The organism is Bradyrhizobium elkanii USDA 76 (genome assembly GCF_023278185.1).
In the GTDB taxonomy this organism is placed as follows: Bacteria; Pseudomonadota; Alphaproteobacteria; order Rhizobiales; family Xanthobacteraceae; genus Bradyrhizobium; species Bradyrhizobium elkanii.
Genome location: NZ_CP066356.1, coordinates 3,634,742 through 3,658,718 on the forward strand (window position 1 = coordinate 3,634,742; position 23,977 = coordinate 3,658,718).

Here is a 23,977-nt window from a genome sequence, read left to right on the forward strand (position 1 = left end):
ATGGCACTTTCTGAAAAACGAAGAGAATGGCAGCGAGAATACTTTGCCAAAAGACGAGCGACCGATCCGGATTTTAAGTCGCGTCAAGCTGCATCCCGCAAGCGCTATAGAGAGCGGCTGAAAGCTAGTGGGGAGATGAAGCGTAGAAAGGCAGAGGAGCATATTCGCTACACGTATGGTCTCGCCAAAGAAGAGTACGAAGCAATGGTGAAACGCCAAAATGGCTGCTGCGCCATCTGTGGCGACTGTCCGGACAAACTTGTCGTTGATCACAATCATGGATGCGGCACCGTTAGAGGGCTGCTGTGCTCCAACTGTAACACAGGCATCGGCATGTTTAGGGACAGCACGTCTTTTCTTCTGAGCGCCATCAAATATCTCGGTGATCGGAAAGATCATGGCAACTAGCAGTCTAGACCAATCGTACATCGATGCGATCAAGGGCTCTGAAGGGTATTCGCCTCAATCCAACTGGGATTACAAACAATACAGTTCCGGCTATGGCACGAAAGCCCAGCCGGGCGACGAAAACATTCCTCCGGATCAGCGACAGGCAGTCTACGAGCAGCGGTTTCAGGACGAGATCGGGAAAGCCGCTGCCAGCGTAGACGCCTTCAATCCGAACCTTCCTCCGGGTGTCCGGGCTGCGCTGACCTCCCTTACATATAACGCCGGGCCCGGTTGGCAACAATCCGGCCTCGGACAGGCCGTCAAGGCTGGGGATTGGGACAAAGCCCAGAGCATCTTCCTCCAGTACAACCATGCCGGCGGAAACGTCGATCCGGGACTCACAGCGAGGCGTCAGCGAGAGGCGGCGTGGTTTGGTGGGCAACCAGCCGCCCAGCCGCAAGCCGCACCAGTGACTCCCGCAACGGCTCCTAGTGCCCCTCTGAACATTGCACCGCAACAACCACCGGTCTTTGCACAGGTCCCGCAGGCCGCTCCACAGGGAGACGCCGGGATGGCTGCTCAGGCACCGGCGTTCCAGCCTCCTCAGGCTGCTCAAATCTTCTACGCCCAGCGTCGAAGCCCTGACCTGTCAAAGCTCCGCGCATCGCTCGCGCAAGCCCCGATCTTCTCAAGAGGATAATCCCGCATGACTGGAGTTTTCAGTTGGTCGCAAACCGCGTCCAACAACGCTAATGCTGACCCTTCAGTTAACTGGGCTGAGGGGATGGCCCCCTCGGCCGTGAACGACAGTGCGCGCGCCATGATGGCTTCCACCGCAAAATGGCGGGACGACATTTCAGGCGCAATCGTCACGTCGGGGACCAGCACCCTCTATTCGGTCTCATCCAACCAAGGCTTTACGTCCTTGGCGGCGATGAATGGTCAAATCGTCGCCTTTACTCCGCATGTCACGAACGCAGCCAGCCCGCAAATAAACGTTGACGGCCTAGGGGCTGTATTCTTGCGAGGATCGTCAGGGACAAATCTTGGTGCTGGTGTTCTTCTCGCCGGCACTCCTTATACCGCCGTCTATAACAGCGTGAACGGCGAATTCACGATCCACGGCTTCTTCGGTAATCCGTACAATGTGCCCGTAGGAGCAGGGATGCTGTACTTTGGCCTTACGGCGCCGAATAGCTCGTTCGCGTTTCCTGTGGGCCAGGCGATTTCCCGGACTACCTACATCACCTTGTTTGGCGTGATGGGCACGACCTATGGAGCGGGGGATGGCAGCACGACGTTCAATCTTCCGGATCTGACAGGCCGTGTCCCTGTCATGCGAGATCCAGGCGGCATTCGCATTAGCGGCTTGACCTTCAACTCGACTGATCTTGGAGGAAGCGGCGGTCAACAGGCGATCGCGCTGAGCACCGCAAATCTGCCGCCGTATACGCCAGCTGGTTCCGTGCCGTCTGTGTCAGTTTCATCGACCGCTCAATTCACCAACAATACCGGTAATGTGAGCGTTTCCGCGGGCGGCAATCCGATCCCGATTCCTGGGGGCAATTCTACCGTTATCTCAAATGGCAGTGGCACGTTCTCCGGCACCGCGCAGGGGGGTACGAGCACACCGTTTAGCACGGTGCAGCCAAGCGTCATTTGCAACTACGCGATGAGGATCATCTGACTTGCGCGAGTCAACGGGAGCGAGTAGAAGCGCGATTCAGCAATTCGCGTACCCATGCCCGAACGTATAAAAAAAGCCATCCTCTTCGCGTCAGTTATTGCTCTGATTGTCGGCCTGAAATGGCTTTCGGACAACTGGCACCCAAGTTTCCTAAAATCGAAACCGTATCTGATTTGCGAACCGCATGACTCAAAGTCGGTGAGCGAACCAGAATGCGTGAGGTGGAAGATACCCTAGCGCAACGCATCTACGATTTTTGTCCAACAAGCCGCCTTCGGGCGGCTTTTTCTTTTGGGAGAATTCATGAAGACATCCGACAACGGCCGGGCCTTTATCGAGGCCTTTGAGGGCAAATTCCTGCACACCTACGACGATGGCACGGGAGTCCTGACGATCGGCTATGGACATACGACCGCGGCGGGTGCTCCGAAAGTCGTGGCCGGGATGACGATCACGGATGCGCAGTGCGATCAGATTCTCGCCTCAGACCTTGGGGCCGTCGAAAAGGACGTATCCCGGATCATTAAGGTCCCGTTGAGCCAGCCGCAGTTCGATGCGCTGGTGTCGTTCCACTTCAACACGGGTGCCCTCGGTAGCGGCACTGTCGATGACAAGATCAACGCGGGGAACATCGACGGCGCGATGGCGACGCTACTCCAGTATGTCAACGCTGGCGGCAAGCCGATGAACGGCCTTATCCGGCGCCGGAAGGCGGAACGCTTGATGTTCCTGGGTCAGGTTGAGGCTTCCATGGCCTTGGCCGGCGCTCACATGGCTGCGCCTGATGGGCCGATGCCGCAGAAGCCTATTCCATCGCCAACTCCGGTTCAGCCTCCGAAAGCGGAGGAAGAGTCGTTCTGGGACAATTTCGTCCACCTGTTCGTCAAAAGGAACTGATCTATGTCGAGCCTCTTCAGTCTTACCATCCTCGGTGATGCTCTCGTATTCGTCGGCGGTGTCGCTGTTGGCATCCTCTATGAAACCAAGATCAAGGGATGGATTGTCGGCGCCGAAGCGTTCGCTGCATCTCTCAAGGCCAAGGCTGCGGCCATCGAGAGCGCGGTTAAGAAGTAATGCGCCCTGACATCATCGCGCCGATTGCGCGCATCCTGCTCCGCTATCTCGGCGGAGCACTAATTTCGGCTGGCTTTGCGATCAGTCCGAACACGCTTACCGATCCCGATCTCATTCAGGTGCTCTGCTTTGTGATCGGAGGATTGTGCACGGCCATCTCTGAAAGCTTCTATGTCATTGCACGTCGCAGGGGATGGCACACATGACCTTCATTATGTCCATTCTTTCGTGGCTTGCTTCCGGCCCGCTCGATCGAATTTTCAAGACGATTGATAACAGCGTGGACAATCAAACGACGCGCGAGCAGATCAAGGCCGATCTTGCCAAGTCCTACCTGTCTTCACAAGTCGCGATCCTGACCGGTCGGGGCTGGTGGTTTCCGCTCCTGTTCATGGTGCCGGCCGGCCTTTGGTTCGCCGCTGTATGCGTCTATTCAGTCCTGTGGTGCAAGGGATGTGCCTATCCGCAGACGTGGACGATTGCAGCACTGCCGCCTCCCTTGGACCAGTGGATGGGGGCCATCATCGGCTCATTGTTCATCGGCAAAGCCGGCGGAGAGATCATCTCACAGTTAAAGCGTTAGGGGCGTGGGAAGCTGGGACTGATCCTAGCAATTCGGCGGACAGCTAGGAGATTGAATTGGAAATCGCGCAAGAGTTCCTGAAGGCGTGGGGGCCTCCCGGCCTCATCGCCATTGTGATGTGGGTAATGCTGCTTAAGTCGGAAAAGCGGGAAGAGAAAAAAGACACCCGCATCCAGTTGCTCGAGAACCTGCTCACCGAAAGCTATGACGAACGTATCGCGGCGGCCGATCGTATCGCCGAAGCGATCCACGGCAATGCAACGGCGCTTATTGCCCTCGTGAACGAGATCAGAGCAAAAAGATGATCCAGGTATTCAACCAATTCCGCCGCGTCTGGTCCGACGATGGGCGAGGAGACAAAGACTTTTCAAGCCAGGAAAACCGCCTCCATGAGGTGCAGGCCAAGCTTGAAGAGGCAACGAAGCTTTTGCGGCAGGCGTCGGAAACACTGACCGGTCTGATCCAGACCAAGGGGCTGCATTGACCGGCTCCTTTTGGTGGGTCAACTGGCTCGCAGCTTTCATGATCGTTCTCTCCATCCTCACCATCGGCATTGCAATTCAAGAATGGTGGCTTTCACGCCATCCGACCAATCCGCCTGATCGTCTGGACAGGCGGTAGCTCGGCCTGTGCTTTCAGGCCTGTTTCCCTCCCTAGACTTGGCCCGACGCCCTAACCGGCGTCGGGCTTTTTTCTATGAGAGGATAGATATCAGGGGCGACCTGTCGGCCACTTCGGTTGAAGCTCCGGCTCCAACTCTGTGCAGCCTATCTCGTTGCAGCTCAGCGTGACATAGCCGCCAATGGCTGAACTGCTGTCTGACCGGCGCTCTCCGGTTTGCTTATTTATTTCGCCCTGCTGATAGATTTTCACGACATGCGGCTCACGCACCACGCTCACCAGACCCCAACTATCAGTTTTGCCGTCCTTCGATTCAACCGTTACGCTCGCGCGCCCCGGCGACAATCCAGTGAAGGCGACGGTATGGTCTGACAAAGGCATGACCTTGACGAGAAGATCGTCATCGAGGCGAACCGATTTGATCGGACGCTTGAAGTAGATCTTGGTTGTCTCGCCGAATTTAACGATGATGTTTCCGTTTTCCGGGGCAGGTACAGCTGCCTGCGTGATTACATCGCCGCTTGTCGTGGGGCCGGTCCGCTCCCGTGGCGGAGGTCCATTACTCTTCTGTTGGGTCAGAGGCTCTTCGGCCATGACGGGGACGGACAACAGAACGCAAATAGCCAGAATCGGCGCAGATCCAACAATCTTCATGGAAATCCCCTCAAATAATGGTCTAGGCTGCCATAATTGACCGGAAAACGCCAGTGCTCCGCAGCCACAGGTAGTCAACAAAGCTCCCTCACAGGGTCAAAGGGGCTCGAAAGGATTTCCGCCTCGCGGCGGCCAAATAAGCTGCGGGAGACAGATCAGGACGATCACCCCAATGGTGATGAACCAAAATTCAATAGGTGGCATGTTGGTTTCCTCGTTGTCTCAGGGGGATCGGGGAGGGGGTTGGTCTGGTTGCTTCCTCTTGCGCCTACTTGGCCGCTTAAGTTGCTCTAGATCGCGCCATACGATCACCAGCAAGTCGATATATTGCTTGGCAGCTTCCTCGCTGAGAGACTTTACCGCTTCATTGATGGTCCACCCGACCTGAGCCTTGGCGGCCTCGATCCCATCGTTAAAGGTATAGGTCGCTGGCATGGATGCTCCTGGCTTAGGTGCTCTGCTCCCACTCGCGGAGCATTTCCTTGATGGCCTGATAGGCCTCGTAGTCGCGCCGATCGATCCGTAGCATATCGGGCTGTTGGTAAGTTGGCGGCCCTAGGCTTGGGTCGTCCAGCTTCACCATCCAAGACTTTCTGATAGCGTCCGAGAGTGCCCGCAGAAGCAGTTCCTGCTCAGCGATCTTCTTTGACGCCATGTCGAAGTATTTGCCGGGATTTGCCAGCAGATCCTGCTCGGTCTCCTTTACAATCCGAAGCAGTTTGGCGAGCCGCCGGGCGTGTTCTCGGTCATCTTTCCCGAAATCGTGGTCAATAATTTCGCCCATGGCGTACTCCCTGTTTAAGTGTCGGCATGCGTAGGCACGGGCAGATCCAGTTCCTTCAGGTCGATCCCGTACTTCGGCGCCACCCACAGCAGAAAAGTCCCGGACTGTCCGGTCTCGCGAATGAATTCGCGCATCTGCGCCAGCTTTCTATCGGCCTCTTCTAATTTCTGGTTGACTTCTTCCAGCTCGCGCTGAGTCTTTTTCCGAGCCGCCTGTTCCTCGAAATATAGCGTGCTGTATTTGGTCATCGTGTCATACCAACATGCTGCTCATGATCTGCGATGGGTCTCGATATCGTCGGCGGCGATCTTGCCGGCAACCATCAGACGCAGAAGGATGGCGACCGGCTCTGGCACAGATCGTTCGCCCAACGCCCAGCGGCGAGCCGTGCGCGGGTCTGCACCCAATAGGCGCGCCGCCCCGACCTGTGAAAGGCCGAGGCGGTCGATAGCGGCTTGGAACTGTTTGGCGGTCATCGATTGGCCTTGTGTAGCCGACGCTCATTAACCCGCTGGGTAGCGCAATCAACGCCATCACACCACAACCGAACCGCATCAAACGAATACGTATCGTCAGGATAGCGGGCCATAACCGTTCGATTGCCGCGGGGGCCACGCAAGGTATAGCCCATGACCCGGAGCGGGGCACCCTCAGCCGCTTCCCAAGAATTCGTGAAAGGTTCAGACCGATAGCCGCGACTTGCGACATATTCCCTCAACTGACCAGCCGTAAGATTTGATCCCGACAAAAACTGCATGGTGCGCTCCGTTGTTGACGGAGCTAAACTAGTCTCATTGGCCCTATAGGGCAAGTGGCCCTAGTATCACGAAATGTTACAAAAGCGCGGATAGGGCTACCGCGCCTCTCGGTTACGTCGTTGTTCGCGGCACAATAGGGGCTGGTTTGATCTTGCCCGGGTAAAGAGCGTCTGCAATCTTCTCGGCGTCCTGCGCCAGAGACGTCTTCTGCATACGCCTCAATGCGCCGCCGATCTGGTAAAGGGCATCGCAACAGTCTCTTTCGGATAGCTTTTGCCAGTCCATCGACCCTTCCTCTGTCATCGGTCAGCTGCGTCAGAACGGAATATGATCACACTCTTGCCCTGGATGGACCCATTGGCCGCACTCAGCGCATTGCGTGTCGTTCGGATAAAGAGCGCGATATTCTAGATCGGCTCCCTTGCGTTGCATCCACGTTCCGATGTGGTAGCGAATCCAATCAAGAACACTGGCTGTCTCGCCCTGTCGGGCAGGGTGCTCAATGTAGGGCATCAGAGCCTCCCATTCGGGATCGGCCAAACCTCTTTGGCGCGATCGAAGATCGGGTTGACCCATTCGTCCTCGTCCTCGACGCCATCCATGCCGTTCAGGATGTTGCCAAGCGTCTCCATCAGCTCAGCCGACCGCTTGCCAACCAGTTCGATGTAGCTGTCGGATTCGCCGATTCTCGGTGCACTTAGCCACCGACCCTTGTCGCTGTGGATCTGGGCAATAGCTGTCGCCAGATGGGCGACTACGCGGCATTGGTCGGCCGCCTGCTTACGCTTCTCGATTGGTGTCATGCTCGTTCTCCGGTCGGGACCGCTAGCCGGTGCGAGGCAATCCGACCTTCGCCAGCACAGGCGTATATCAACGCCTTGATGGCACTGCTGTCGTCAAAGAATTTGACCGCATCATCAATCTTCGGCACCCAGTCATCTCTCGAACACTTGCCCCGCGCCCCAGACGACCAATAGAACAGGTCGTTGTTGATGTAGCGCTCGACCACATAGAATGTTTTGCCGTCATCCATGGCTTTGATGCTCCCTACTGAGGGTCTGTGCCGGCCTGCGCCAGCCGCTTCGCCTGGTAGGTCATCTGCGCTTGCTTCTCCGGCCTCAGCAGATCGGCTTCGCTCTCCGTCGCCTTGATCTGGTAGATCAGGTTGGAGACGAAGTTCCGGGCGGGCAAGGAGGTCTTGTGCGCGATCTGCTCCAGCCACTTCCGGAGCTTGGAGGCTTGGTCGAGGGTCTGGGGGACTTTGATCTTGAAGCGAAGAACATCCGCAGAACGCTGCTGTGTCACGGATGTGCCAGCAGGCTGACAGGTTCGCGCATCGTTCACGCTTGAACCGCCGTTTTCTAGCAGAGTGCCGTCTTCCTGTTCTAGTCTTATCATTTGATTTTCCTAGGGTTTTCGCGTTTTCTCTGAAAAAGCCACAGCCCTCGCCAGGGGAGCTAGCGAGGGCCGTGTTGGTACACCGCGCCGCGCCTAGGTTCGCGACGAGATGTGGGAGCTCGTAAAAAGTCCTACTCAGGCATGATCCGTTTCCGAAAACCGGTTTCCACTTTGCGGGATCACGCCGTTAGAAGGGCAGCAGCACGTCGAGAACCTGCTGGCCGTAGCGCGGCTGTTGCACGTCGGTGATCTGGCCGCGGCCGCCATAGGCGATGCGGGCCTGGGCGATCTTCGAGGAATCGATGGTGTTGTCGCTCTGGATGTCCTCCGGGCGCACGATGCCGGCCACGATCAGCTCGCGGATTTCGAAATTGACGCGGATCTCCTGCTTGCCCTCGACCACGAGGTTGCCGTTCGGCAGCACCTGGGTGACGACGGCGGCGACGCTGGTCTGCAGCGCTTCCTGGCGGTTGACCGAGCCCTTGCCGTCGCTCGAGGCGGTGGATTCGGCGGTCAGGATCTTGCCGGGCAGGATCTTGAGCGGCTGTGTGACGGTCTGCGAGCCCAGGAAATTGGTGATGCCCGAGTCTTCCGAATTGGTGCGGCTGCGCTGGGTCTCGTTGGCGATCGCGGCCTTGTCGGTGAAGTTCACCGTGATGGTCAGGATGTCGCCGACGCGCGCGGCGCGCTGGTCCTTGAAGAAGGCGCGGGAGCCGCTGCGCCACAGCGAGTTCGGGCTGTAGGAGGCGATCTCGGGCTTCGGCATCGGCATCTGCACCGGCTTGTAGCCGGGCTGGGTGGTCGGATTGTCGATCGACGACAGTTTCGGCTGCTCGCCGATCTGGGAGAGACGGTCGATCGACGAGCAACCGCTGGCGATCGTTCCGAGCGCGAGCAGCGCACCGGTCAGGACGAAGCGGTTGATGCGGTACTGGGACATGAACTTTACTCGGCGTTTGGTGCGACTGAACTCAGCTTGACGGAAGCGGAATTGGATTCGGTGGCGTCGGCGGTCGGCGCCGGGCGCGGGGTCGCGACTGAGATCGAGACCTCGCCGCGGCCGGTGACGACGCCGGAAACGGCGCGCTTGGACTGCAGATTCATCACGCTGACGGTGTCGCCCTCGGCGCCGCCATCCATCGCCTTGCCGCGGATCGTCAGGTAGAGGCCGGCGGTGCGATAGATCAGCGTGACGTTCTGGTCGCGGGTGACGAGATCGGGCTTCGCGAGGTCGGCGACCCGCAGCGCCTGACCGGGGCGGAGCTGGCGGCGGACCTGCATGCCGACGGCGCTGTCGCGCACCGCCGCGTCGTTGCCGATTTCGGCTTTCGGACGGCGTTCGACGATCACGTCGGAGGCCTTCAGCACGTCGCCGCGCTCGACATTGCGCGTCAGCACGGCGGCCTCGATGGTTTCGATCGCGGTTCCGGTGAAGCGCAGCTTCGACGGCGCGGCGCCGGCGTCGTTGCCGATCTCGAAGGTCAGGTCGAAACGGGTCGAGCGCGGGTCGTAGCGCACGGCGATCGGCTGCATCGTGCCGGTATTGGTGGCCTCGAGGCGGATGTCGCCGGGATCGCGGTCGAAGGTCAGCGCGATGTTGCCGGCCCTGCCGAGCCCGTGGCGGCCCTCCAGCGCGCGCGACACCTGCTGCTCGATCTCCTTGCTGTCGATGGTGCGCGCCAGCCGGGTGACGGTGATCTCCTTCAGCTCGCGGGTATCGACGCCGATCACCTGGTGCGAGCGCAACACGTTGAGCACCTGCGCGACCGGCAGCGTGCCTGTCGTGCCGAGGTCCGGCGCGCGGTAGACCGCGACGCTGCCGGCGCTGCCGGCATTGTCGATGAGGTCGCCGACCCGCACGATGTCGTCGGCGACCGTGATGCTGGCGCGCAGCGTCGGCACCGCGATGGTCTCGCGGCGGCTTTGCGCGGCGGACGGCGCCACGGTGACGGTGAGGAGCGCGGCTGCGATCAGGAATGAGCGGGCGATCATCGACATCATCCTCAGCGGAACAGGTTGGAGGTCGACTGCATCATCTGGTCGGCGGCGGAGACCACCTTCGAGTTCATCTCATAGGCGCGCTGTGCGGCGATCAGGTCCGAGATTTCCGAGACCACCTCGACATTGGCCTGTTCGAGGCTGCTCTGCTGCATGTCGCCATAGCCGTCGGTGTTGGCGGTGCCGTCCTGCGGCTGGCCGGAGGCCGGCGTTTCCACGAACAGGTTATCGCCGATCGGCATCAGGCCGGCCTTGTTGATGAAGCGGGTCAGGCCGATCTGGCCGATGTTGGTCGATGCGGTCTGGCCCGGCAGCGTCACCGAGACCTGGCCCTGCGCATTGATGGTGAGGCCGGATGCGTTCTGCGGGATCGTGATCGTCGGCTGCAGCAAATTGCCCTGCGCGTTGACGATGCGGCCCTGATTGTCCATCTGGAACGAGCCGTCGCGGGTGTAGGTGAAGGTGCCGTCCGGCATCAGGATCTTGAAGAAGCCTTCGCCGCGGATCGCGATGTCGAGGTCGTTGCCGGTCGGCGACAGCGTGCCCTGGGTCATCATGCGCGGCGTGCCGACGGTCTTGACGCCGCCGCCGAGGTCGATGCCCATCGGCATGATGGTGTTCTGATCGGAGGCCTGCGCGCCGACCCGGCGCACATGATCGTAGATCAGGTCCTGGAACGCGGCGCGCTGCTTCTTGTAGCCGGTGGTGCGCAGGTTCGCGATGTTGTTGGAGATCACCTGAACGCTGAGTTCCTGTGCCGCCATTCCGGTCGCAGCTGTATAAAGTGCGCGCATCGGTCAATCCCCCGGATCAGTTCGGCACGTCGGCGAGCTTCTCGATCGCCGATTTGTGCAGGTCGCTCTGCTGCTGCAGCAGCGAGGCGATTTGGGTGTAGGTCCGCGTGATCTCGATCATGCGGCTCATTTCGACGACGGAGTTGACGTTCGACTTCTCGATGAAGCCCTGGCGGATCTGCGCCTTGGTGTCCGGCAGCGCCTGCGTGCCTTCGCCCGGCGCGTAGAGGTTGGAGCCGTCCTTCAGCAGGCGCTGGGCCTGCGCGAACGAGACGAGGCGCAGCTTGCCGCGGATCGAGTCGAGGCGGGAGGTGCCCTCGAGCACGGTGATGTTGCCGTCGGCGGCGATCGAGACGTCGTGGTCGGTCTGCTGGAAGGTGATCGGGCCGGCGGTGCCGAGCACCTGGTAGCCGGAGGCGGTGACCAGCTGGCCGCGATTGTTGATCTGCAGGCTGCCTTCGCGGGTGTAGCGCTCGCCGCCCGGCGTCTGCACCACCAGGAAGGCGTTGCCGTCGATCGCGACGTCGAGCGGGTTCTTGGTCTCTTCGGTCGGGCCCTGTGAGAAATCGTGGAAGGTCGCGCGGTCCTGCACGAAGGAGACGCGGCGGTCGGAGGACGCGAAATTGTCCTCATGCGCGTTCGAGGACAGATATTCCTGGAACAGCGACCGGTCGGCCTTGTAGCCGTTGGTGTTCATGTTCGCGATGTTGTTGGAGACGACATCCATCTGCCGTTCCAGCACCATCTGCTTCGATAGGCCGACCAGAAGGGTATTCTGCATCGGTGGTTCTCCCCTGTGAGGCGATCCGAATGCAGGTTCTCCCAAACCTTCACGCCGGACCCGTCGGTAACCATTGGGTTCTCCCAAACCCTCAGGTCACGCCGTGCTCTCAGCGAAAGCCGTGCCAACTTGAAATAGTGATTTATTTGAATGGCTTAGGTGTTTGGTCGGGGTCTGCAAGGGGCGGCAGAAAGGTCTTGTTGACCATGTTTGCCCGGCAGTTTTTTCCTAGTGGAAGGTAAATCCTAAGCTTCCGTTAACCATTATGGCCCCAGTGTTGCCGGCATTGGGGCGCGTCTGCGCCGGCGGCATTTGTATCGCGTCTTCAGGCCAAGGCTGGGGCAAATCGCGTTCGCATCCTTCAGGGTGAAGCGAGCGGACGATGGCGGACGAGGAAAAGACGGACAGCGGCGAGGGCGCGGCCGCTCCGAAGAAGGGCAAGCTCAGGCTGATCATTGCCGTCGTCGGCATCCTCGTGGTGCTCGGCGCGGGCGCCGGCGGCTGGTTCTTCTTCATGCGCGGCCACGGCGAGGAGCAGCACGCCGAAGCGCCGCCGCCGAAGCCGCCGAGCTTCGTCGACGTGCCTGACATGCTGGTCAATCTGGTCGGCGCGCCCGGCGAGCGCGTGCAATATCTCAAGCTGAAGCTCGTGCTCGAGGTCAAGGAAGAGAAGCAGGTCGAGGCGATCAAGCCGGCGCTGCCGCGCGTCACCGACCTGTTCCAGACCTACATGCGCGAGCTGCGCCCGAGCGACCTCAACGGCTCGGCCGGCCTGTTCCGCCTCAAGGAAGAACTGACCAAGCGCGTCAATCTCGCGCTGGCACCCAACCAGGTCAACGCGGTGCTGTTCAAGGAAGTCGTGATCCAGTGACGGGGTGGATGTAAAGACATGGCCGGCAACGACCAGATGGACCAGGACGCCATTGCGGCGCAATGGGAAGCCTCGCTCGATTCCGAGGATCCCGAGGCGGCCGCGGCGGAAGCCGCCAAGAACGAGCTCACCGAGAACATGGCGCTGCAATGGGCCGCCATGGTCGAGGACGGCAGCCGCGACTTCGGTGGCAAGAACACCAATGGCGAGCGCGTGCTGTCGCAGGAGGAGATCGACAATCTCCTCGGCTTCACGGTCGGCGACGTCAGCCTCGACGACCATTCCGGCATCCGCGCCATCATCGATTCCGCGATGGTGTCCTACGAGCGTCTGCCGATGCTCGAAATCGTGTTCGACCGCCTGGTGCGGTTGATGACGACCAGTTTGCGCAATTTCACCTCCGACAACGTCGAGGTCTCGCTCGACCGCATCACCTCGGTGCGCTTCGGCGACTACATGAACTCGATCCCGCTGCCGGCGGTGCTCTCGGTGTTCAAGGCGGAGGAGTGGGAGAACTTCGGTCTCGCCACGGTCGATTCCAGCCTGATCTATTCGATGATCGACGTGCTGCTCGGCGGCCGCCGCGGCCAGACCCAGCTGCGCATCGAGGGCCGGCCCTACACCACGATCGAGACCAATCTCGTCAAGCGCCTGGTCGAGGTGGTGCTGTCGGATGCCGAGCAGGCGTTCCGGCCGCTGTCGCCGGTGACCTTCACGATCGACCGGCTCGAGACCAACCCGCGCTTTGCCGCGATCAGCCGCCCGGCCAATGCCGCGATCCTGGTGCGCCTGCGCATCGACATGGAAGACCGCGGCGGCAATGTCGAATTGCTGCTGCCCTACGCCACCATCGAACCGATCCGCAACGTGCTGTTGCAGATGTTCATGGGCGAAAAATTCGGCCGCGACCCGATCTGGGAAGGCCATTTCGCCACCGAAGTAGCGCAGGCCGAGATCTCGGTCGACGCGGTGCTCTATGAAGCCGATATCCCGCTGAAGGAGCTGATGAAGCTCAAGGTCGGCGACACCCTGCCGCTGGATATCCGCTCCGACGCGCTGGTCTCGGTGCGCTGCGGCAACGTCACCCTGACGGAAGGGCGCATGGGCCGGGTCGGCGACCGCGTCGCGATCCGCGTCACCAAGAATTTGCGTAAACCTCAAACCACCTTCGCGATGTTCGAGAAGGCGGACGAGCGGACCAAGATGATGGAGGCACCATGAGTCATGTGCTTGGACTAGCAATCGAGAGTCTGGTAGCCGTGCTGCTGATGCTGACGATCGGCTATTGCTGGCTGCTCAACAAGCGCCTGCAGCGGCTGAAGGCCGACGAGCATTCGCTGAAGGCGACGATCGCCGAACTGATCACCGCGACCGAGATCGCGGAGCGGGCGATCGGCGGGTTGAAGCACGCGGTGCGCGACGTCAACGAGAACCTCGGCAACCAGCTCGATGCGGCGACGCAGATGTCGGCGCTGCTGAAGAACCAGCTGGCGGAGGGCGACCACGTGGTGCGCCGGCTGTCCAAGATCGCGCTGGCCGCGCGGCCGTCCGAGCCCGCGCATGCGCCGGCACAGGCAGTTGCGCCCGCCGCGCCAGTGGCGCCGGCGCCCAGGGTCTCGGCCGCGCACGCGGTTGCCGCGGCGGCTGAAGCCTTCACCGAGCGCAGGAGGGCCGGCGGCCTCGCTGCATGAAGTTGCTTCGTGACATCAGAGTGATGCCTGTGGTGCTGGTCGCGATCTTCGGCCTGATGGTGCTGAAGGTCGCCGGCCTCGTGCTCGATGGCGGTTACGTGTTTGCCGACGATACGCCGCCGGCCGGCCAGTCCTGGGCGCAGCAGAACTTCAACTTCCCCGGCGCCGGCAAGGCTGCGGTTGTTGACAGCAAGATCAAGGGCGATCCCGGCGACATCACGGGATCGGTCGAGCACAAGGAGGCCAAGAAGGACGAGGCGCCGAAGGCGGCCGCACCGGCCGCGGAGCCGTCCAAGCCCGATGGCGTTGTCGTCAATCTGGATGCACCCGCGCCGGTGTCGGCATCGGAGCGCGCGATCCTGGAACGGTTGCAGTCGCGCCGCCAGGAGCTCGAGACGCGCGCGCGCGAGGTCGAGATCCGCGAAAGCCTGTTGAAGGCCGCCGAGAAGCGCATCGAGGCCAAGGTCGAGGAGGCCAAGGCCAATGATGCCAAGGCGAATGCCGATGCCGCGGCCAAGGCGGAAGCCGAGGCCGCGCGTTTCAAGGGCATCGTCACCATGTACGAGAACATGAAGCCGAAGGACGCCGCAAAAGTGTTCGATCGTCTGGAAATGAACGTGCTCTACCAGATCGCCTCGCAGATCCAGCCGCGCAAGATGTCCGACATCCTCGGCCTGATGCAGCCGGAAGCCGCCGAACGGCTCACGGTCGAACTCGCCCGCCGTGCCGGCGGCGACAAGTCGGCCTCAACCGACGATCTTCCCAAGATCGAAGGCAAGATGCTCACGCCGAAGACGAATTGATGGCACGCCGGTCAAGCAGCCCGTCGATTGGCGGATGGCGACCCGATCAGCCGTAAGCCAGATCCGATTTCACGTTGGGTTGCCGGCATCTCATCCAGATGATCGCGATCACGGTCGCGCACATGAACGGCCCAAGGGGCACCAGCACGATCGGGTAAGCAAATCCCAACAGGACAAGCACGCCGAACCCGATCCGGAGTGCGGAGCGGTTCGAGAGAAGAGGGCCATGTTCGGTCAGGGGCGCGTTCGCGAGAAAGACGAGTGCACCAGCCAGTATCGTCGCGTCGTAGATCGCGAAGTAGGGGGAGACAAGCTGCGTTGCGGTGAGCAGGCTCGCGGCCTTGACGGCGAAGCTGACATTGCGGCGCCATATGATCAGCACCCACATCGCGGCCGCCGCAGCGACCGCGATGTGCAACGTCATGGCCAATCCGTAGCCAAATCCGGCAAACCGAAGCACACCGTAGACGCTCTGCAGTTTGTACCAAGCCAGACCGCCAGTGAGATGGAACTGCGTCGTCGCGAAGGTTGCCGCCTGACGGAATCCCTCAAAGGTGTCCCAGCCAAAGATGAGTCCGGTGAGCAGCATGAGCGCCGGTATCACCAGGCTGGCTGTGATGACGACGGTCCACCGTCCAGTGGCGATCAGCACAAGAGGAAGCAGGACGCCATATTGCGGCTTGAAGATCAGCAGCGCGATCAGAACGCCGCTGACGATCGGGCGTCTATCCAGCGTTAGCAGGATGCCGCAGAGTAAAGATGCCGCGAGCAGGGAGCTTTGGCCGACAAGGAAATCGTATAAGACGGGCGGCACGGCGAGTGCCACCAGCAGCGCGACAGCGCGCGGCCGAATGGCGTAAATAACGACCGCCCAGCACAGCAGTTTTACCGCAGTCCAGGTCCAGAACGCGATTGGGAACGGCAGCAGCGCCAGTAGCGCCGCTACAAAGAAGAAAACTGGCGGATAGAAGAAGGGTGTAGGATTTTCGTCAACCGGATACGGAGCTTGGTTCAGGCTCGGATGAATCCGAAGGATCAGTTCCCGCAGCTGATGCCAATCGTAGGCAGCGGCGGCGTGGCCGTCGAGGGCCATCGTCCCAGCGGTCCAAAAACACGAAAAGTCGAGCCCGGTCGCGCCGCTACCGTCAATTGCTTTCGGCATCGCCGCAAACAGGGTGAAGCTCAATACGATGAGGCAGGCAATGGCTAATGCACGGTCGGACCCGGGGCGCGCCGCGCAGGCGTACGCCATTCCAATTCCATTCATGAAACTGCCAAAAGCTAAGAATTATTTGAAATGTAAGCCATTTTATACCGCAACTTGGCGGTGACGCAAGCAAGCGGCCCGTCTCCGTCCGGCCTTAGGTTAATCGCCAGGAGGTCCGCGCGTGCCCGATGGATCAGGTCGTCGATCTTCTCGATGCAATGGCGGAAGCTAAGGCCATCTGCTTCGAGGGCATCACCGAGTACAACAAGACGCAGTCGGAGGTGCGCCGGCGCCCTGTGCTGGCTGGCTGAAGCGGATATTCGCCCGCCTTCGATTATGTCGGGCTCGACCGGACCTCAGCGATGCCAAATTTGCATCGACACCGAAAAGATGTCCGATCGCCCCACCGTATCCCCAAGGTGCGAGGGTCTTTTGCGCTCTGCCCGATGGGCACGATCGCCTCCGAGCACCCGGTTATGGTAGCCTTAACCGGTAGCGTTAAGTTGCAACCGATTTGTCATTCTGGAATTGAAGTCGCTATGTCTCAAGGTGGTGTTTTGGGAATTGCCGATGCTGAAAGACATGCCATGGCTCACCGCGCCGCGCGCTCGATTGTACGTGAGTGGCATCGCAATTGTGCTGGTGCTGACCCTTGCGAGGTCGCTTTTGTTATTTTACCGCGATGGCGGCTATGGCACGAATAACTTTCTGCTCGGCTCGGACTTCCTGACGTTCTGGGCAGCGTCGCTCCAGGTGTTGGCCGGGCATCCCGCCGAGGTTTATGTACCCGAATTGCATCTGCTGTCGGAGGCTCCATACCTGCGAGAGGGCTACGAGGCGTTCTTCTATCCGCCGACGATGCTGCTCTTGTGCGTGCCGCTGGCGCTCGCGCCGTATTTCGCCTCGCTGTTCGTGTTCATCAGTGTAACGGCGGCGTCGTTCGCCGCGGTGATCTGGCGTATCTTGCGAACGCCCTGGTGCCTGGTCGCGATCCTCGCCTATGCGCCGGTCTATCTTAATGCCGTGGCAGGGCAGAACGCCTTTCTGACGGCATCGATCCTTGGCTGCGGTCTCAACATCATGGACCGGAAGCCAAAGCTCGCAGGCGCGATCCTCGGGCTGATGGTGATCAAGCCGCATCTGGCGCTGGCCGTGCCGATCGCGCTGATCGTCACAGGTCGCTGGCGCACGCTGATCTGGGCAGGCCTGTCGTCGATTTCGCTCGTCGTGCTGTCCGTGCTGCTGTTCGGCCTGGATACGTGGCTCAACTTCCTCGACGTCTCTCACTCCGCCCGTCAGGCTCTCGCGAACGGCGACGTCGAGTTTTCATTGCTGCAGAGCGTGTATGCGACAGCGCGCCTGCTCGGCGCCGGCGTCAACACGGCCTTTATCATTCACGGCCTCGTGGCGCTGGGCATGACGTGTGTGCTCGTCTGGATGTTGCGTCAGAAGATCAGTGCTGCCACCGAACGCTCGATCATCGTGCTCGCCTGCCTTCTGATTACGCCGTTCTGCCTGTTCTACGACATGCTCATCATGGCGCTGCCGCTGGCCTGGATGCTCCGCGAATGGTTGAGGGTCGGCTTTCCGGCTTGGTCGAAAATGGTGCTTGGCGTGACGTTTCTCGCGCCGATGGTCTTCTACCTGCCTGTCCTCTATCAATTGTCGGTCGTGAAGCCGCTGCCTTTTGGTTCTCCGGTCATCATCCTGTTCTGTTGGTTGCTGGTCCGGGAGAGCACGCAGACGCGGCAAGCGGCGCATGGCGGGCGAGAGGTCGCGGCGGTCTGAGTTCGGCGCACCTCACGCGAACCTCCGTAGTATTGCGGGAGTGTCCCGTTCCGGGCTTTGCCATTGGCCGCGTGAGCAAGGGAGTAGAACCGCCCGGTCGCCAATCGCCGCGCCGGCGCGACAAATCGGCCTCGACCGACGATCTTCCCAAGATCGAAGGCAAGGTGCTCACGCCGAAGACGAATTGACGGGGTCTCTCTTCAGGTTTTCGGGAGTGGAGACCGGTGCAGATGGACAATCTTCCAATCCGAGCCTTGCTTTGCGATCACGAATGTGACGCGGCCGACGCTGCTATAAGGCTGGCCATCCTTCATGACACCGGAGATGGTGTCGAACCCGGCAAGCACCACCGTCCTCTCGTCGATCAGGAGAGTCTCTGCGCTTTGCAGCGCCACGGTGTTGGGGCGCGAATTGAGGATTGTCGCTTCGAAGTATTTGCGGATTTGCTCCGGCTTCGTCATGACGACCTTGCCGAACGTTCCGATCATGGTCGCTTCCGGGGCATAGAGACTGACGATACCGTCAAGGTCGGCGTCAGCGAAGGCTTTGCTCCAGCGCTCAACGAGCTGCGCTGCGTCCTCCTTCGGACCGGCTTGGGCAATCGAGACACTCATCAAGAGAGCAAGAATTGATAATGGCTTTCGCATGGGTGATCCTCTCAAAAGAATTTATTGCAGAACAATCGGAAATCGAGTGAGGCAGCAGTGCTGCTTTCGCGTTGCGATAAATCATTATTGCCAATCAACAGGGCGGCTTGACCGTTTCGATGTCCGTCCGGCCGAGTTCGCCAAGTCTTCCCGATCCGGTGCAATGGACAAGCGGGCACAAGGCTTCCGCAAATCGCCGGCCTGATGGTCACGATCCTTCGCCGACATAGGCGGAGCAGGGCGGCTTGTGGCCCCTCGGCGTACATCCGCGCCGAACGGCGCCAAGGCCATTGCAACCGAGCCATCGTGGACATTGCCAAAGTGCTTGATGCGAGTCTAGCATTGGCGTGAGGAAGGCGAGCGCGACTTCGCTATTTTAGAGCCTTCCGCGATTGCGGTCGCATGGACCGCCGCTTGAGTTGATTGATTGAATTGCTCTTGTGCCGGGCGCGAAGCTGCGCCCGATCAGAAATTGAATTTTTGATCACCAAGAAATTTCAAGGAAACCAATATGCGTAGCCTGTTCATGATGCTTGTCGTCATCGCCACCACCAATCTGGCATGGGCCCAATCCGAACTGGTCAAACGGGGCGATTACCTCGTCAACGGCATTCTGGCTTGCGGCAATTGCCACACGCCGAAGGGACCGAACGGCGATGTTTTGGAGAAGGCGTTCTCGGGCGGAGGATACTGGGACGAGCCTCCCTTCACGGTGCATGCCGCCAACATCACGCAAGACAAGGAAACAGGCATCGGAAACTGGAGCGATGCCGAAATCAAGAAACTGCTGCGCACCGGGCAAACCCCAAAGGGTGTGCATACCGCGATGGTCATGCCGACCAGCTTCTATCACATCCTGACGGAAAATGATCTCGACGCGGTCGTCGCATATTTGCGTACGATCACGCCGGTCCACAACAAGGTGCCCGATCCGATCTACAAGGTGCCTCAAGTCGAGAGCGTTCCGCCGGGCGGCGAGAACCCGTTCGCCGAACCGATGATGAGCGACAAGGTGCAGAAGGGATTCTATCTCGTCACGATCGCGCATTGCATGGCGTGCCATACGCCGATTGGACCGAGGGGACGAGAATACAAGAACAGTCTTGGCGCGGGCGGCGTCAAATTTTCCGGGCCGTGGGGAATCTCGGTTTCACGCAACATCACGCAGAACAAGACCAATGGGATCGGCACGTGGAGCGACGACGAGATCAAACGTGCGATCACCGAAGGTGTCAGCCGAGATGGCAGCCGTCTCGGTCGACCGATGGGATACCACTACTATGCCCGGATCAGTCCCGATGACCTTGATGCCATCGTGGCGTATTTGCGCACGTTACCTGGCAGCGCGGAGTAAGCCTCGTTGCACGGACAAATCCTGTCCGGTCACGGCCGCGCAGCGGGCCCCTGGCTGACTTCAAAGGATAGGCGTCCCGCCAGCTGTGCAGCCAGGCGGCGCTCGGAACAAGCTTCAGCTTCAAACCGAGCGTTTTGGTCGCCATTCCTTGCCGGCGGTCGGTCCGAAACAATCCGTTGACGTTAACAGCTCCTTAACGCCGCCCGATCCAAGATCGGACGGCGTGGGCGAGGGCGCTTCGCGCTTGGTATGGCTGGGGTCCCGAGAAGACGTTTCGAGATGGCGCGAACCGCTGCCGCTGGAACATGGTCGCTAGGCCGCGCCTGGGCGCGGACCGCGCGTCTGTGCCTGCTTGCCGCCGCCCTTGCGCTCACAACCCTCACATATCCGACCGCGGTGCGCGCCGAAGACCCGGTGCCTGGTGAGGCGACATTCTCTGCCGCGAACGGCTATGCCCGGCTGGTGCTGAAGCTGAAGGAGGATGTCGAGTCCGAGGTTACGACCGCCGGCTCGATCATCGTGATCCGCTTCAGGCGACCGGTCGATATCCCCGTCGAGAAACTGCAGGATGCGGTGCCCGATTATGTCGGCGCCGCGCGCCGCGATCCCGACGGCTCGGCGATCCGCCTGTCGCTGGCGCGCCGCGTCTCCATCAACACCATGACCGCCGGCGAGCGCATCTTCATCGACTTCCTGCCCGACAGCTGGACCGGCCCGCCGCCGTCGCTGCCGCAGGAGGTGATCCGCGAGCTTGCCGAGCGCGCCCGCGCCGCCGAGCGCCTGCTGCGCATGCAGCGTGCCGCCGACGCCGCCAGGAAGAAGCCACCGGTGCGCGTTCGCGCGCTGGTTCAGCCCACCTTCGTCCGCTTCGTGTTCGAGGTGCCCGACGGGGTCAGCGTCTCCTCGGTGCTGAACGAGCAGAAGTTGACGCTGTCGTTCAATTCGGTCCTGACCTTCGACCTTGCCGATGCCAAGGTCGCCGCACCGCCGAACGTCGCGTCGATCAGCGCGCGCGCCGATACGGACACGTCGGCAGTTGACGTGTCGCTGATTGGCGATGTCGACGTGCATTCGTTCCGCGACGAGAAGAACTACATCGTCGACGTCGCCTTCCAGCAAAACGAGCAGCAGGCGGCAAAGCCCTCGCTAAGCTCATTGTTGCCGACGCCGCGCCCCAAATCGAAAGGCGCCGCGGCGATCGCGCCGGTGACATCGGAAAGCATCGCCCAGCAGGCCAGGATCGAGATCAAGCCTGAACAGTCCAAAGCCGAGCCGGCCAAATCCGAACCTGCCAAGTCCGAGCCGCAGCGCTCCGAGCCGCTTAAATCCGAGCAAGCCACGGGCGAGCAGCCGGCGGCCGCGCCCGCCAAAACGGAGCAGCCCCGATCGGAACTGCCCGATCCGGAGCTGCCGAAAGTCGCGGCCGCACCTGCGGCCAACGCCGAGAACGCTGCCGCGCCGATCCCGCCGCACGAGGGTGGTGCCGGCTCTGTGGCGGAACAGAACACGGCGCCGGTGACCGACGCACCAAAGCCAGTGCCCGCTGTCGCCGACGCGCCGGCGATGGAAGCGCCGAAGGCGGCTGCGGCGCCATCGCCGCCTGCTGCCGAGGCCCGTGCCGGCGGCAAGCCTGCGGTCGAAGCCCAGCGCGACAGCGACGGCTTGCGCGTGACGTTCTCATTCCCCGGCGCGACGCCGGCAGCGCTGTTCCGCCGCGCCGACACGGTTTGGATGGTGTTCGACACGGCTGAGGCAATCGACGTCGATCCGGTCCGCGCCAAGGCCGGCTCGTTGATATCAGATGTCAGCCGGATCGCGCTGGAAAAGGGCCAGGCAGTGCGCTTCCGCCTCAACCGGCCGCAGATGCCGTCGCTTGAAAGCGACGACCGCTCGCGCGGCGTGAGCTGGACGCTGACCTTTGCCGACCGCGTGCAGAAGCCGCCATTGCCGCTCACCGTGGTGCGCAACATCTCGGAGCCCTCGCTCGCCAATGTCAGCGTACCGCTCGCCAATCCCGGCCAGCTGCACAGACTGGTCGATCCCGACGCCGGCGATACGCTCTGGGTGGTGACCGCGCCGCCGCCCACCCGCGGCATCATCAAGCGGCAGGATTTCGTCGAGCTGTCGCTGCTGGAATCGATCCACGGCGTCGTGGTTCATCCGAATGCGGACGACGTCAAGGCCGAGGTCGGCGCCGACAAGGTGATGCTGGGCCGGCCCGGCGGCCTGACGCTGTCATCGGCCGACGTTGCCGCCGAGCGCGCGACCGCGGCGGTGAAGCCGTTGTTCGATCCGGACGAGTGGCGCAAGAACCAGTCGGAGACGTTCCTCAAGCAGCTCGACGGCCTGATTGCGGCGGCCGCGTCGGCCAATGCCGAACAGCTGCCGCAGGCACGGCTCGATCTCGCCGACTTCTACATGGCGCGCGGCATGTACCAGGAAGCCCATGGTGTCGCCAATCTGATCCTGTCAGAGAGCAAGCGCGGCAGCGAGACGGCGTCGGTGGTGATGGTGCACGCGGTCGCCAGCATCCTGATCGGACACCCGGCGCAGGGCCTGAAGGATCTCGCCAATCCGGTGATCGGCAACGGCTACGATTCCCAATTGTGGAAGGGGCTCGCTTTCGCCCGCGAGGGCAAATGGGCCGAGGCGCGCGAGAAGTTCAAGAACGCCGAATTCGCGGTGGCGACGCTGCCGCCCGATTTGCAGCGCATCGTCACCATGGACTCGATGAAGGCCTCGCTCGAGGTCAAGGATTATGCCGGCGCTGCGCGACGCAAGAGCGATCTCGACGTGGTCGGCGTTCCCGGCGAGCTGAAGCCCGCGGTTGCGGTGCTGCGCGGCCGGCTCGCCGAGGCCCTCGGCCAGGAGAAAGATGCGCTCGACGCCTATCGCTTCGCCGCCAATTCGGCCGATCGCCAAGCTGCAGCCGAAGGCAGGTTGCTGGAGACGCTGCTCAAGCAGAAGCGCGGCGAGATCGGCCGCGACGACGTGCTGAAGGAGCTCGAACTGTTGTCGATGCTGTGGCGCGGCGACAATATCGAGCTGAAGACGCTGTATGTGCTGTCGAAGATCTACGCCGAGACGGCGCGCTATGCCGACGCCTTCGCGGTGACGCGTGCCGCGACCCGGCTGCAGCCGAATGCGCCGGAATCGCGCCAGGCGCAGGATGCCGCCTCGGCCTTGTTCGTGCAGCTCTACCTCGGCCCCAGGGGCGACGAGATGTCGCCGATCGATGCGCTCGGCACCTTCTACGAATATCGCGAACTGACGCCGATCGGCCGCCGCGGCGACGAGATGATCCGCCGTCTCGCCGACCGCCTGGTCGGTGTCGATCTGCTCGACCAGGCTGCCGACCTCTTGCAATACCAAGTCGACAAGCGGCTCGAAGGCGCGGCCCGCGCCCAGGTCGCGGCGCGCCTTGCGATGGTCTATCTGATGAACCGCAAGCCCGACCGTGCCATTGCAGCGCTGCGCTCGACGCGGATCGCGGATCTGTCCGGCGAGCTGCGCCAGCAGCGGCTGCTGCTCGAGGCGCGCGCGCAGAGCGACGTCGGCCGGCACGATCTCGCGCTCGACATCATCTCGAACATCACCGGCCGCGAGGCAATCCGGCTGCGCTCCGACATCTATTGGGCGTCGCGGCACTGGCGCGAGGCGTCCGAGCAGATCGAGCTCTATTACGGCGACCGCTGGCGCGACTTCACCCCGCTCAACCCGGGCGAGAAGGCCGACATCATCCGCGCCGTGGTCGGCTACGCGCTTGCTGAGGACGCCATCGGGCTGTCCCGGTTCCGCGAGAAATACGCGCCGCTGATGTCCGGCGATGCCGACAAGCTCGCCTTCGACTCGGCCAGCAAGCCGGTCGCGACCTCCAGCGCCGAATTCGCCCAGATCGCGCGAATGGCCGCCAGCGTCGACACGCTCGACGGCTTCATCCGCGAGATGAAGACCCGCTTCCCCGACGCCACCGCCCGCGCGCCATTGCCCGATCCGGTCGCGACCGGATCGGTGACTGACAAGCCAATGGCCGCGCCGGTGAGCGCGCTGCCGGCGATCAAGGGCGAGCGCCGCGCCAGCGCGGCGCAGTAGCA

Annotated in this window: 31 protein-coding genes; 17 read left to right on the top strand and 14 right to left on the bottom strand. The window is 61.5% G+C overall.

Annotated elements, in window-relative coordinates; genetic code table 11:
• From JEY66_RS17410 to JEY66_RS17450, 9 genes are all read left to right on the top strand, one after another.
• The gene (locus JEY66_RS17410; RefSeq protein ID WP_198164361.1) at positions 1-408 is read left to right on the top strand and encodes an endonuclease VII domain-containing protein; all 408 of its coding nucleotides are present in this window, start codon (positions 1-3) and stop codon (positions 406-408) included.
• Complete coding sequence (locus JEY66_RS17415) at positions 398-1,090, top strand: lysozyme (protein ID WP_080650381.1); 693 nt, start codon at positions 398-400, stop codon at positions 1,088-1,090. The genes JEY66_RS17410 and JEY66_RS17415 overlap by 11 nt, the downstream gene beginning before the upstream one ends.
• 6 nt (positions 1,091-1,096) lie before the next feature.
• Entirely contained in the window at positions 1,097-2,077 is a 981-nt protein-coding gene (locus JEY66_RS17420; protein ID WP_018272508.1) for a phage tail protein, read from the top strand.
• A 303-nt stretch (positions 2,078-2,380) separates the two neighbouring features.
• Complete coding sequence (locus JEY66_RS17425; RefSeq protein ID WP_080650438.1) at positions 2,381-2,974, top strand: lysozyme; 594 nt, start codon at positions 2,381-2,383, stop codon at positions 2,972-2,974.
• Positions 2,975-2,977: 3 nt separating this feature from the next.
• Positions 2,978-3,151, top strand: a complete 174-nt coding sequence (locus JEY66_RS17430; RefSeq protein ID WP_018272506.1) for a hypothetical protein — start codon at positions 2,978-2,980, stop codon at positions 3,149-3,151.
• Positions 3,151-3,357 (top strand): hypothetical protein, encoded by a 207-nt coding sequence (locus tag JEY66_RS17435; RefSeq protein ID WP_018272505.1) that lies wholly within the window; start codon positions 3,151-3,153, stop codon positions 3,355-3,357. Before JEY66_RS17430 ends, JEY66_RS17435 begins: the two co-directional genes overlap by 1 nt.
• Complete coding sequence (locus JEY66_RS17440; RefSeq protein WP_018272504.1) at positions 3,354-3,734, top strand: hypothetical protein; 381 nt, start codon at positions 3,354-3,356, stop codon at positions 3,732-3,734. The genes JEY66_RS17435 and JEY66_RS17440 overlap by 4 nt, the downstream gene beginning before the upstream one ends.
• Before the next feature lie 56 nt (positions 3,735-3,790).
• Positions 3,791-4,039, top strand: coding sequence for a hypothetical protein (locus JEY66_RS17445; RefSeq protein WP_018272503.1), 249 nt, complete (start codon positions 3,791-3,793; stop codon positions 4,037-4,039).
• Positions 4,036-4,218: a hypothetical protein gene (locus tag JEY66_RS17450; RefSeq protein WP_018272502.1), complete on the top strand. Its 183-nt coding sequence runs from the start codon at positions 4,036-4,038 to the stop codon at positions 4,216-4,218. Before JEY66_RS17445 ends, JEY66_RS17450 begins: the two co-directional genes overlap by 4 nt.
• A 227-nt stretch (positions 4,219-4,445) precedes the next feature.
• Here JEY66_RS17450 and JEY66_RS17455 read toward each other — a convergent pair whose 3' ends face one another.
• The 12 genes from JEY66_RS17455 to flgF all read right to left on the bottom strand — a co-directional run bounded on the left by JEY66_RS17455 (position 4,446) and on the right by flgF (position 11,522).
• On the bottom strand, positions 4,446-5,009 hold the full coding sequence (locus JEY66_RS17455) for an Ig-like domain-containing protein (protein ID WP_018272501.1): 564 nt from the start codon (positions 5,007-5,009) through the stop codon (positions 4,446-4,448).
• A 448-nt stretch (positions 5,010-5,457) separates the two neighbouring features.
• Positions 5,458-5,793 (bottom strand): hypothetical protein, encoded by a 336-nt coding sequence (locus JEY66_RS17460; RefSeq protein ID WP_018272500.1) that lies wholly within the window; start codon positions 5,791-5,793, stop codon positions 5,458-5,460.
• 14 nt (positions 5,794-5,807) lie between these two features.
• Positions 5,808-6,041: a hypothetical protein gene (locus tag JEY66_RS17465; protein ID WP_018272499.1), complete on the bottom strand. Its 234-nt coding sequence runs from the start codon at positions 6,039-6,041 to the stop codon at positions 5,808-5,810.
• A gap of 21 nt (positions 6,042-6,062) precedes the next feature.
• On the bottom strand, positions 6,063-6,269 hold the full coding sequence (locus tag JEY66_RS17470; protein WP_041482670.1) for a helix-turn-helix domain-containing protein: 207 nt from the start codon (positions 6,267-6,269) through the stop codon (positions 6,063-6,065).
• A gap of 393 nt (positions 6,270-6,662) precedes the next feature.
• Positions 6,663-6,836: a hypothetical protein gene (locus tag JEY66_RS17475; RefSeq protein ID WP_157183466.1), complete on the bottom strand. Its 174-nt coding sequence runs from the start codon at positions 6,834-6,836 to the stop codon at positions 6,663-6,665.
• Between the two features lie 227 nt (positions 6,837-7,063).
• A complete protein-coding gene (locus tag JEY66_RS17480) occupies positions 7,064-7,354 on the bottom strand; it encodes a hypothetical protein (protein ID WP_018272496.1) in 291 nt (96 codons plus the stop codon).
• Entirely contained in the window at positions 7,351-7,584 is a 234-nt protein-coding gene (locus JEY66_RS17485) for a hypothetical protein (RefSeq protein WP_018272495.1), read from the bottom strand. Before JEY66_RS17485 ends, JEY66_RS17480 begins: the two co-directional genes overlap by 4 nt.
• 14 nt (positions 7,585-7,598) lie before the next feature.
• Complete coding sequence (locus tag JEY66_RS17490) at positions 7,599-7,949, bottom strand: hypothetical protein (protein WP_018272494.1); 351 nt, start codon at positions 7,947-7,949, stop codon at positions 7,599-7,601.
• A 187-nt stretch (positions 7,950-8,136) separates the two neighbouring features.
• Positions 8,137-8,889 (bottom strand): flagellar basal body L-ring protein FlgH, encoded by a 753-nt coding sequence (flgH, locus tag JEY66_RS17495; protein ID WP_018272493.1) that lies wholly within the window; start codon positions 8,887-8,889, stop codon positions 8,137-8,139.
• A 5-nt stretch (positions 8,890-8,894) separates the two neighbouring features.
• A complete protein-coding gene (gene flgA / locus JEY66_RS17500; RefSeq protein WP_018272492.1) occupies positions 8,895-9,950 on the bottom strand; it encodes a flagellar basal body P-ring formation chaperone FlgA in 1,056 nt (351 codons plus the stop codon).
• A gap of 2 nt (positions 9,951-9,952) precedes the next feature.
• Entirely contained in the window at positions 9,953-10,741 is a 789-nt protein-coding gene (gene flgG, locus JEY66_RS17505; RefSeq protein WP_026193007.1) for a flagellar basal-body rod protein FlgG, read from the bottom strand.
• Positions 10,742-10,757: 16 nt separating this feature from the next.
• Positions 10,758-11,522 carry a flagellar basal-body rod protein FlgF gene (gene flgF, locus JEY66_RS17510; RefSeq protein WP_018272490.1) on the bottom strand — a complete coding sequence of 255 codons (765 nt, stop codon included), beginning with the start codon at positions 11,520-11,522 and terminating at the stop codon, positions 10,758-10,760.
• A 382-nt stretch (positions 11,523-11,904) separates the two neighbouring features.
• On the opposite strand from flgF, the gene fliL reads away from it, so the two are divergent.
• The 4 genes from fliL to JEY66_RS17530 are packed head-to-tail and all read left to right on the top strand — an operon-like array spanning position 11,905 to position 14,887.
• A complete protein-coding gene (gene fliL / locus JEY66_RS17515; protein ID WP_016846736.1) occupies positions 11,905-12,393 on the top strand; it encodes a flagellar basal body-associated protein FliL in 489 nt (162 codons plus the stop codon).
• An 18-nt stretch (positions 12,394-12,411) separates the two neighbouring features.
• Positions 12,412-13,614 (top strand): flagellar motor switch protein FliM, encoded by a 1,203-nt coding sequence (gene fliM / locus JEY66_RS17520; RefSeq protein ID WP_018272489.1) that lies wholly within the window; start codon positions 12,412-12,414, stop codon positions 13,612-13,614.
• Complete coding sequence (locus tag JEY66_RS17525) at positions 13,611-14,084, top strand: DUF6468 domain-containing protein (RefSeq protein ID WP_026193006.1); 474 nt, start codon at positions 13,611-13,613, stop codon at positions 14,082-14,084. Before fliM ends, JEY66_RS17525 begins: the two co-directional genes overlap by 4 nt.
• Positions 14,081-14,887, top strand: a complete 807-nt coding sequence (locus JEY66_RS17530; RefSeq protein WP_018272488.1) for a MotE family protein — start codon at positions 14,081-14,083, stop codon at positions 14,885-14,887. The genes JEY66_RS17525 and JEY66_RS17530 overlap by 4 nt, the downstream gene beginning before the upstream one ends.
• A 46-nt stretch (positions 14,888-14,933) precedes the next feature.
• Here the strand turns inward: JEY66_RS17530 and JEY66_RS17535 are convergent, their stop codons facing one another.
• Positions 14,934-16,139 carry a glycosyltransferase family 87 protein gene (locus JEY66_RS17535; RefSeq protein ID WP_018272487.1) on the bottom strand — a complete coding sequence of 402 codons (1,206 nt, stop codon included), beginning with the start codon at positions 16,137-16,139 and terminating at the stop codon, positions 14,934-14,936.
• 143 nt (positions 16,140-16,282) lie between these two features.
• On the opposite strand from JEY66_RS17535, the gene JEY66_RS45140 reads away from it, so the two are divergent.
• Positions 16,283-16,405: a hypothetical protein gene (locus JEY66_RS45140; protein ID WP_018272486.1), complete on the top strand. Its 123-nt coding sequence runs from the start codon at positions 16,283-16,285 to the stop codon at positions 16,403-16,405.
• 259 nt (positions 16,406-16,664) lie between these two features.
• Positions 16,665-17,882, top strand: coding sequence for a glycosyltransferase family 87 protein (locus JEY66_RS17540; RefSeq protein WP_129965129.1), 1,218 nt, complete (start codon positions 16,665-16,667; stop codon positions 17,880-17,882).
• A 200-nt stretch (positions 17,883-18,082) separates the two neighbouring features.
• On the opposite strand, the gene JEY66_RS17545 is transcribed toward JEY66_RS17540, so the two are convergent.
• Positions 18,083-18,496 carry an SgcJ/EcaC family oxidoreductase gene (locus JEY66_RS17545; RefSeq protein ID WP_018272483.1) on the bottom strand — a complete coding sequence of 138 codons (414 nt, stop codon included), beginning with the start codon at positions 18,494-18,496 and terminating at the stop codon, positions 18,083-18,085.
• A 544-nt stretch (positions 18,497-19,040) separates the two neighbouring features.
• Between JEY66_RS17545 and JEY66_RS17550 the strand changes: the two genes are divergently transcribed.
• Together JEY66_RS17550 and JEY66_RS17555 are read left to right on the top strand one after the other, a co-directional pair.
• Entirely contained in the window at positions 19,041-19,883 is an 843-nt protein-coding gene (locus JEY66_RS17550) for a c-type cytochrome (RefSeq protein WP_018272482.1), read from the top strand.
• 279 nt (positions 19,884-20,162) lie between these two features.
• Positions 20,163-23,975 carry a hypothetical protein gene (locus JEY66_RS17555; RefSeq protein WP_018272481.1) on the top strand — a complete coding sequence of 1,271 codons (3,813 nt, stop codon included), beginning with the start codon at positions 20,163-20,165 and terminating at the stop codon, positions 23,973-23,975.
• The last annotated feature ends 2 nt before the right edge of the window (positions 23,976-23,977 follow it).

Excerpts from the sequence above, each read along its gene's own strand:
- fliL (WP_016846736.1), top strand. The coding sequence starts at position 11,905 with ATGGCGGACGAGGAAAAGACGGACAGCGGCGAGGGCGCGGCCGCTCCG.
- fliM (WP_018272489.1), top strand. The coding sequence starts at position 12,412 with ATGGCCGGCAACGACCAGATGGACCAGGACGCCATTGCGGCGCAATGG.
- JEY66_RS17425 (WP_080650438.1), top strand. The coding sequence starts at position 2,381 with ATGAAGACATCCGACAACGGCCGGGCCTTTATCGAGGCCTTTGAGGGC.
- JEY66_RS45140 (WP_018272486.1), top strand. The coding sequence starts at position 16,283 with ATGGATCAGGTCGTCGATCTTCTCGATGCAATGGCGGAAGCTAAGGCC.
- JEY66_RS17420 (WP_018272508.1), top strand. The coding sequence starts at position 1,097 with ATGACTGGAGTTTTCAGTTGGTCGCAAACCGCGTCCAACAACGCTAAT.
- JEY66_RS17525 (WP_026193006.1), top strand. The coding sequence starts at position 13,611 with ATGAGTCATGTGCTTGGACTAGCAATCGAGAGTCTGGTAGCCGTGCTG.
- flgA (WP_018272492.1), bottom strand. The coding sequence starts at position 9,950 with ATGATGTCGATGATCGCCCGCTCATTCCTGATCGCAGCCGCGCTCCTC.
- JEY66_RS17460 (WP_018272500.1), bottom strand. The coding sequence starts at position 5,793 with ATGGGCGAAATTATTGACCACGATTTCGGGAAAGATGACCGAGAACAC.
- JEY66_RS17455 (WP_018272501.1), bottom strand. The coding sequence starts at position 5,009 with ATGAAGATTGTTGGATCTGCGCCGATTCTGGCTATTTGCGTTCTGTTG.
- JEY66_RS17485 (WP_018272495.1), bottom strand. The coding sequence starts at position 7,584 with ATGGATGACGGCAAAACATTCTATGTGGTCGAGCGCTACATCAACAAC.
- JEY66_RS17475 (WP_157183466.1), bottom strand. The coding sequence starts at position 6,836 with ATGGACTGGCAAAAGCTATCCGAAAGAGACTGTTGCGATGCCCTTTAC.
- flgH (WP_018272493.1), bottom strand. The coding sequence starts at position 8,889 with ATGTCCCAGTACCGCATCAACCGCTTCGTCCTGACCGGTGCGCTGCTC.
- JEY66_RS17470 (WP_041482670.1), bottom strand. The coding sequence starts at position 6,269 with ATGACCGCCAAACAGTTCCAAGCCGCTATCGACCGCCTCGGCCTTTCA.
- JEY66_RS17530 (WP_018272488.1), top strand. The coding sequence starts at position 14,081 with ATGAAGTTGCTTCGTGACATCAGAGTGATGCCTGTGGTGCTGGTCGCG.
- JEY66_RS17430 (WP_018272506.1), top strand. The coding sequence starts at position 2,978 with ATGTCGAGCCTCTTCAGTCTTACCATCCTCGGTGATGCTCTCGTATTC.
- JEY66_RS17435 (WP_018272505.1), top strand. The coding sequence starts at position 3,151 with ATGCGCCCTGACATCATCGCGCCGATTGCGCGCATCCTGCTCCGCTAT.
- JEY66_RS17480 (WP_018272496.1), bottom strand. The coding sequence starts at position 7,354 with ATGACACCAATCGAGAAGCGTAAGCAGGCGGCCGACCAATGCCGCGTA.
- JEY66_RS17410 (WP_198164361.1), top strand. The coding sequence starts at position 1 with ATGGCACTTTCTGAAAAACGAAGAGAATGGCAGCGAGAATACTTTGCC.
- JEY66_RS17440 (WP_018272504.1), top strand. The coding sequence starts at position 3,354 with ATGACCTTCATTATGTCCATTCTTTCGTGGCTTGCTTCCGGCCCGCTC.
- JEY66_RS17540 (WP_129965129.1), top strand. The coding sequence starts at position 16,665 with ATGCTGAAAGACATGCCATGGCTCACCGCGCCGCGCGCTCGATTGTAC.
- JEY66_RS17535 (WP_018272487.1), bottom strand. The coding sequence starts at position 16,139 with ATGGCGTACGCCTGCGCGGCGCGCCCCGGGTCCGACCGTGCATTAGCC.
- JEY66_RS17450 (WP_018272502.1), top strand. The coding sequence starts at position 4,036 with ATGATCCAGGTATTCAACCAATTCCGCCGCGTCTGGTCCGACGATGGG.
- flgF (WP_018272490.1), bottom strand. The coding sequence starts at position 11,522 with ATGCAGAATACCCTTCTGGTCGGCCTATCGAAGCAGATGGTGCTGGAA.
- JEY66_RS17465 (WP_018272499.1), bottom strand. The coding sequence starts at position 6,041 with ATGACCAAATACAGCACGCTATATTTCGAGGAACAGGCGGCTCGGAAA.
- JEY66_RS17555 (WP_018272481.1), top strand. The coding sequence starts at position 20,163 with ATGGCGCGAACCGCTGCCGCTGGAACATGGTCGCTAGGCCGCGCCTGG.
- JEY66_RS17545 (WP_018272483.1), bottom strand. The coding sequence starts at position 18,496 with ATGAGTGTCTCGATTGCCCAAGCCGGTCCGAAGGAGGACGCAGCGCAG.
- flgG (WP_026193007.1), bottom strand. The coding sequence starts at position 10,741 with ATGCGCGCACTTTATACAGCTGCGACCGGAATGGCGGCACAGGAACTC.
- JEY66_RS17490 (WP_018272494.1), bottom strand. The coding sequence starts at position 7,949 with ATGATAAGACTAGAACAGGAAGACGGCACTCTGCTAGAAAACGGCGGT.
- JEY66_RS17415 (WP_080650381.1), top strand. The coding sequence starts at position 398 with ATGGCAACTAGCAGTCTAGACCAATCGTACATCGATGCGATCAAGGGC.
- JEY66_RS17550 (WP_018272482.1), top strand. The coding sequence starts at position 19,041 with ATGCGTAGCCTGTTCATGATGCTTGTCGTCATCGCCACCACCAATCTG.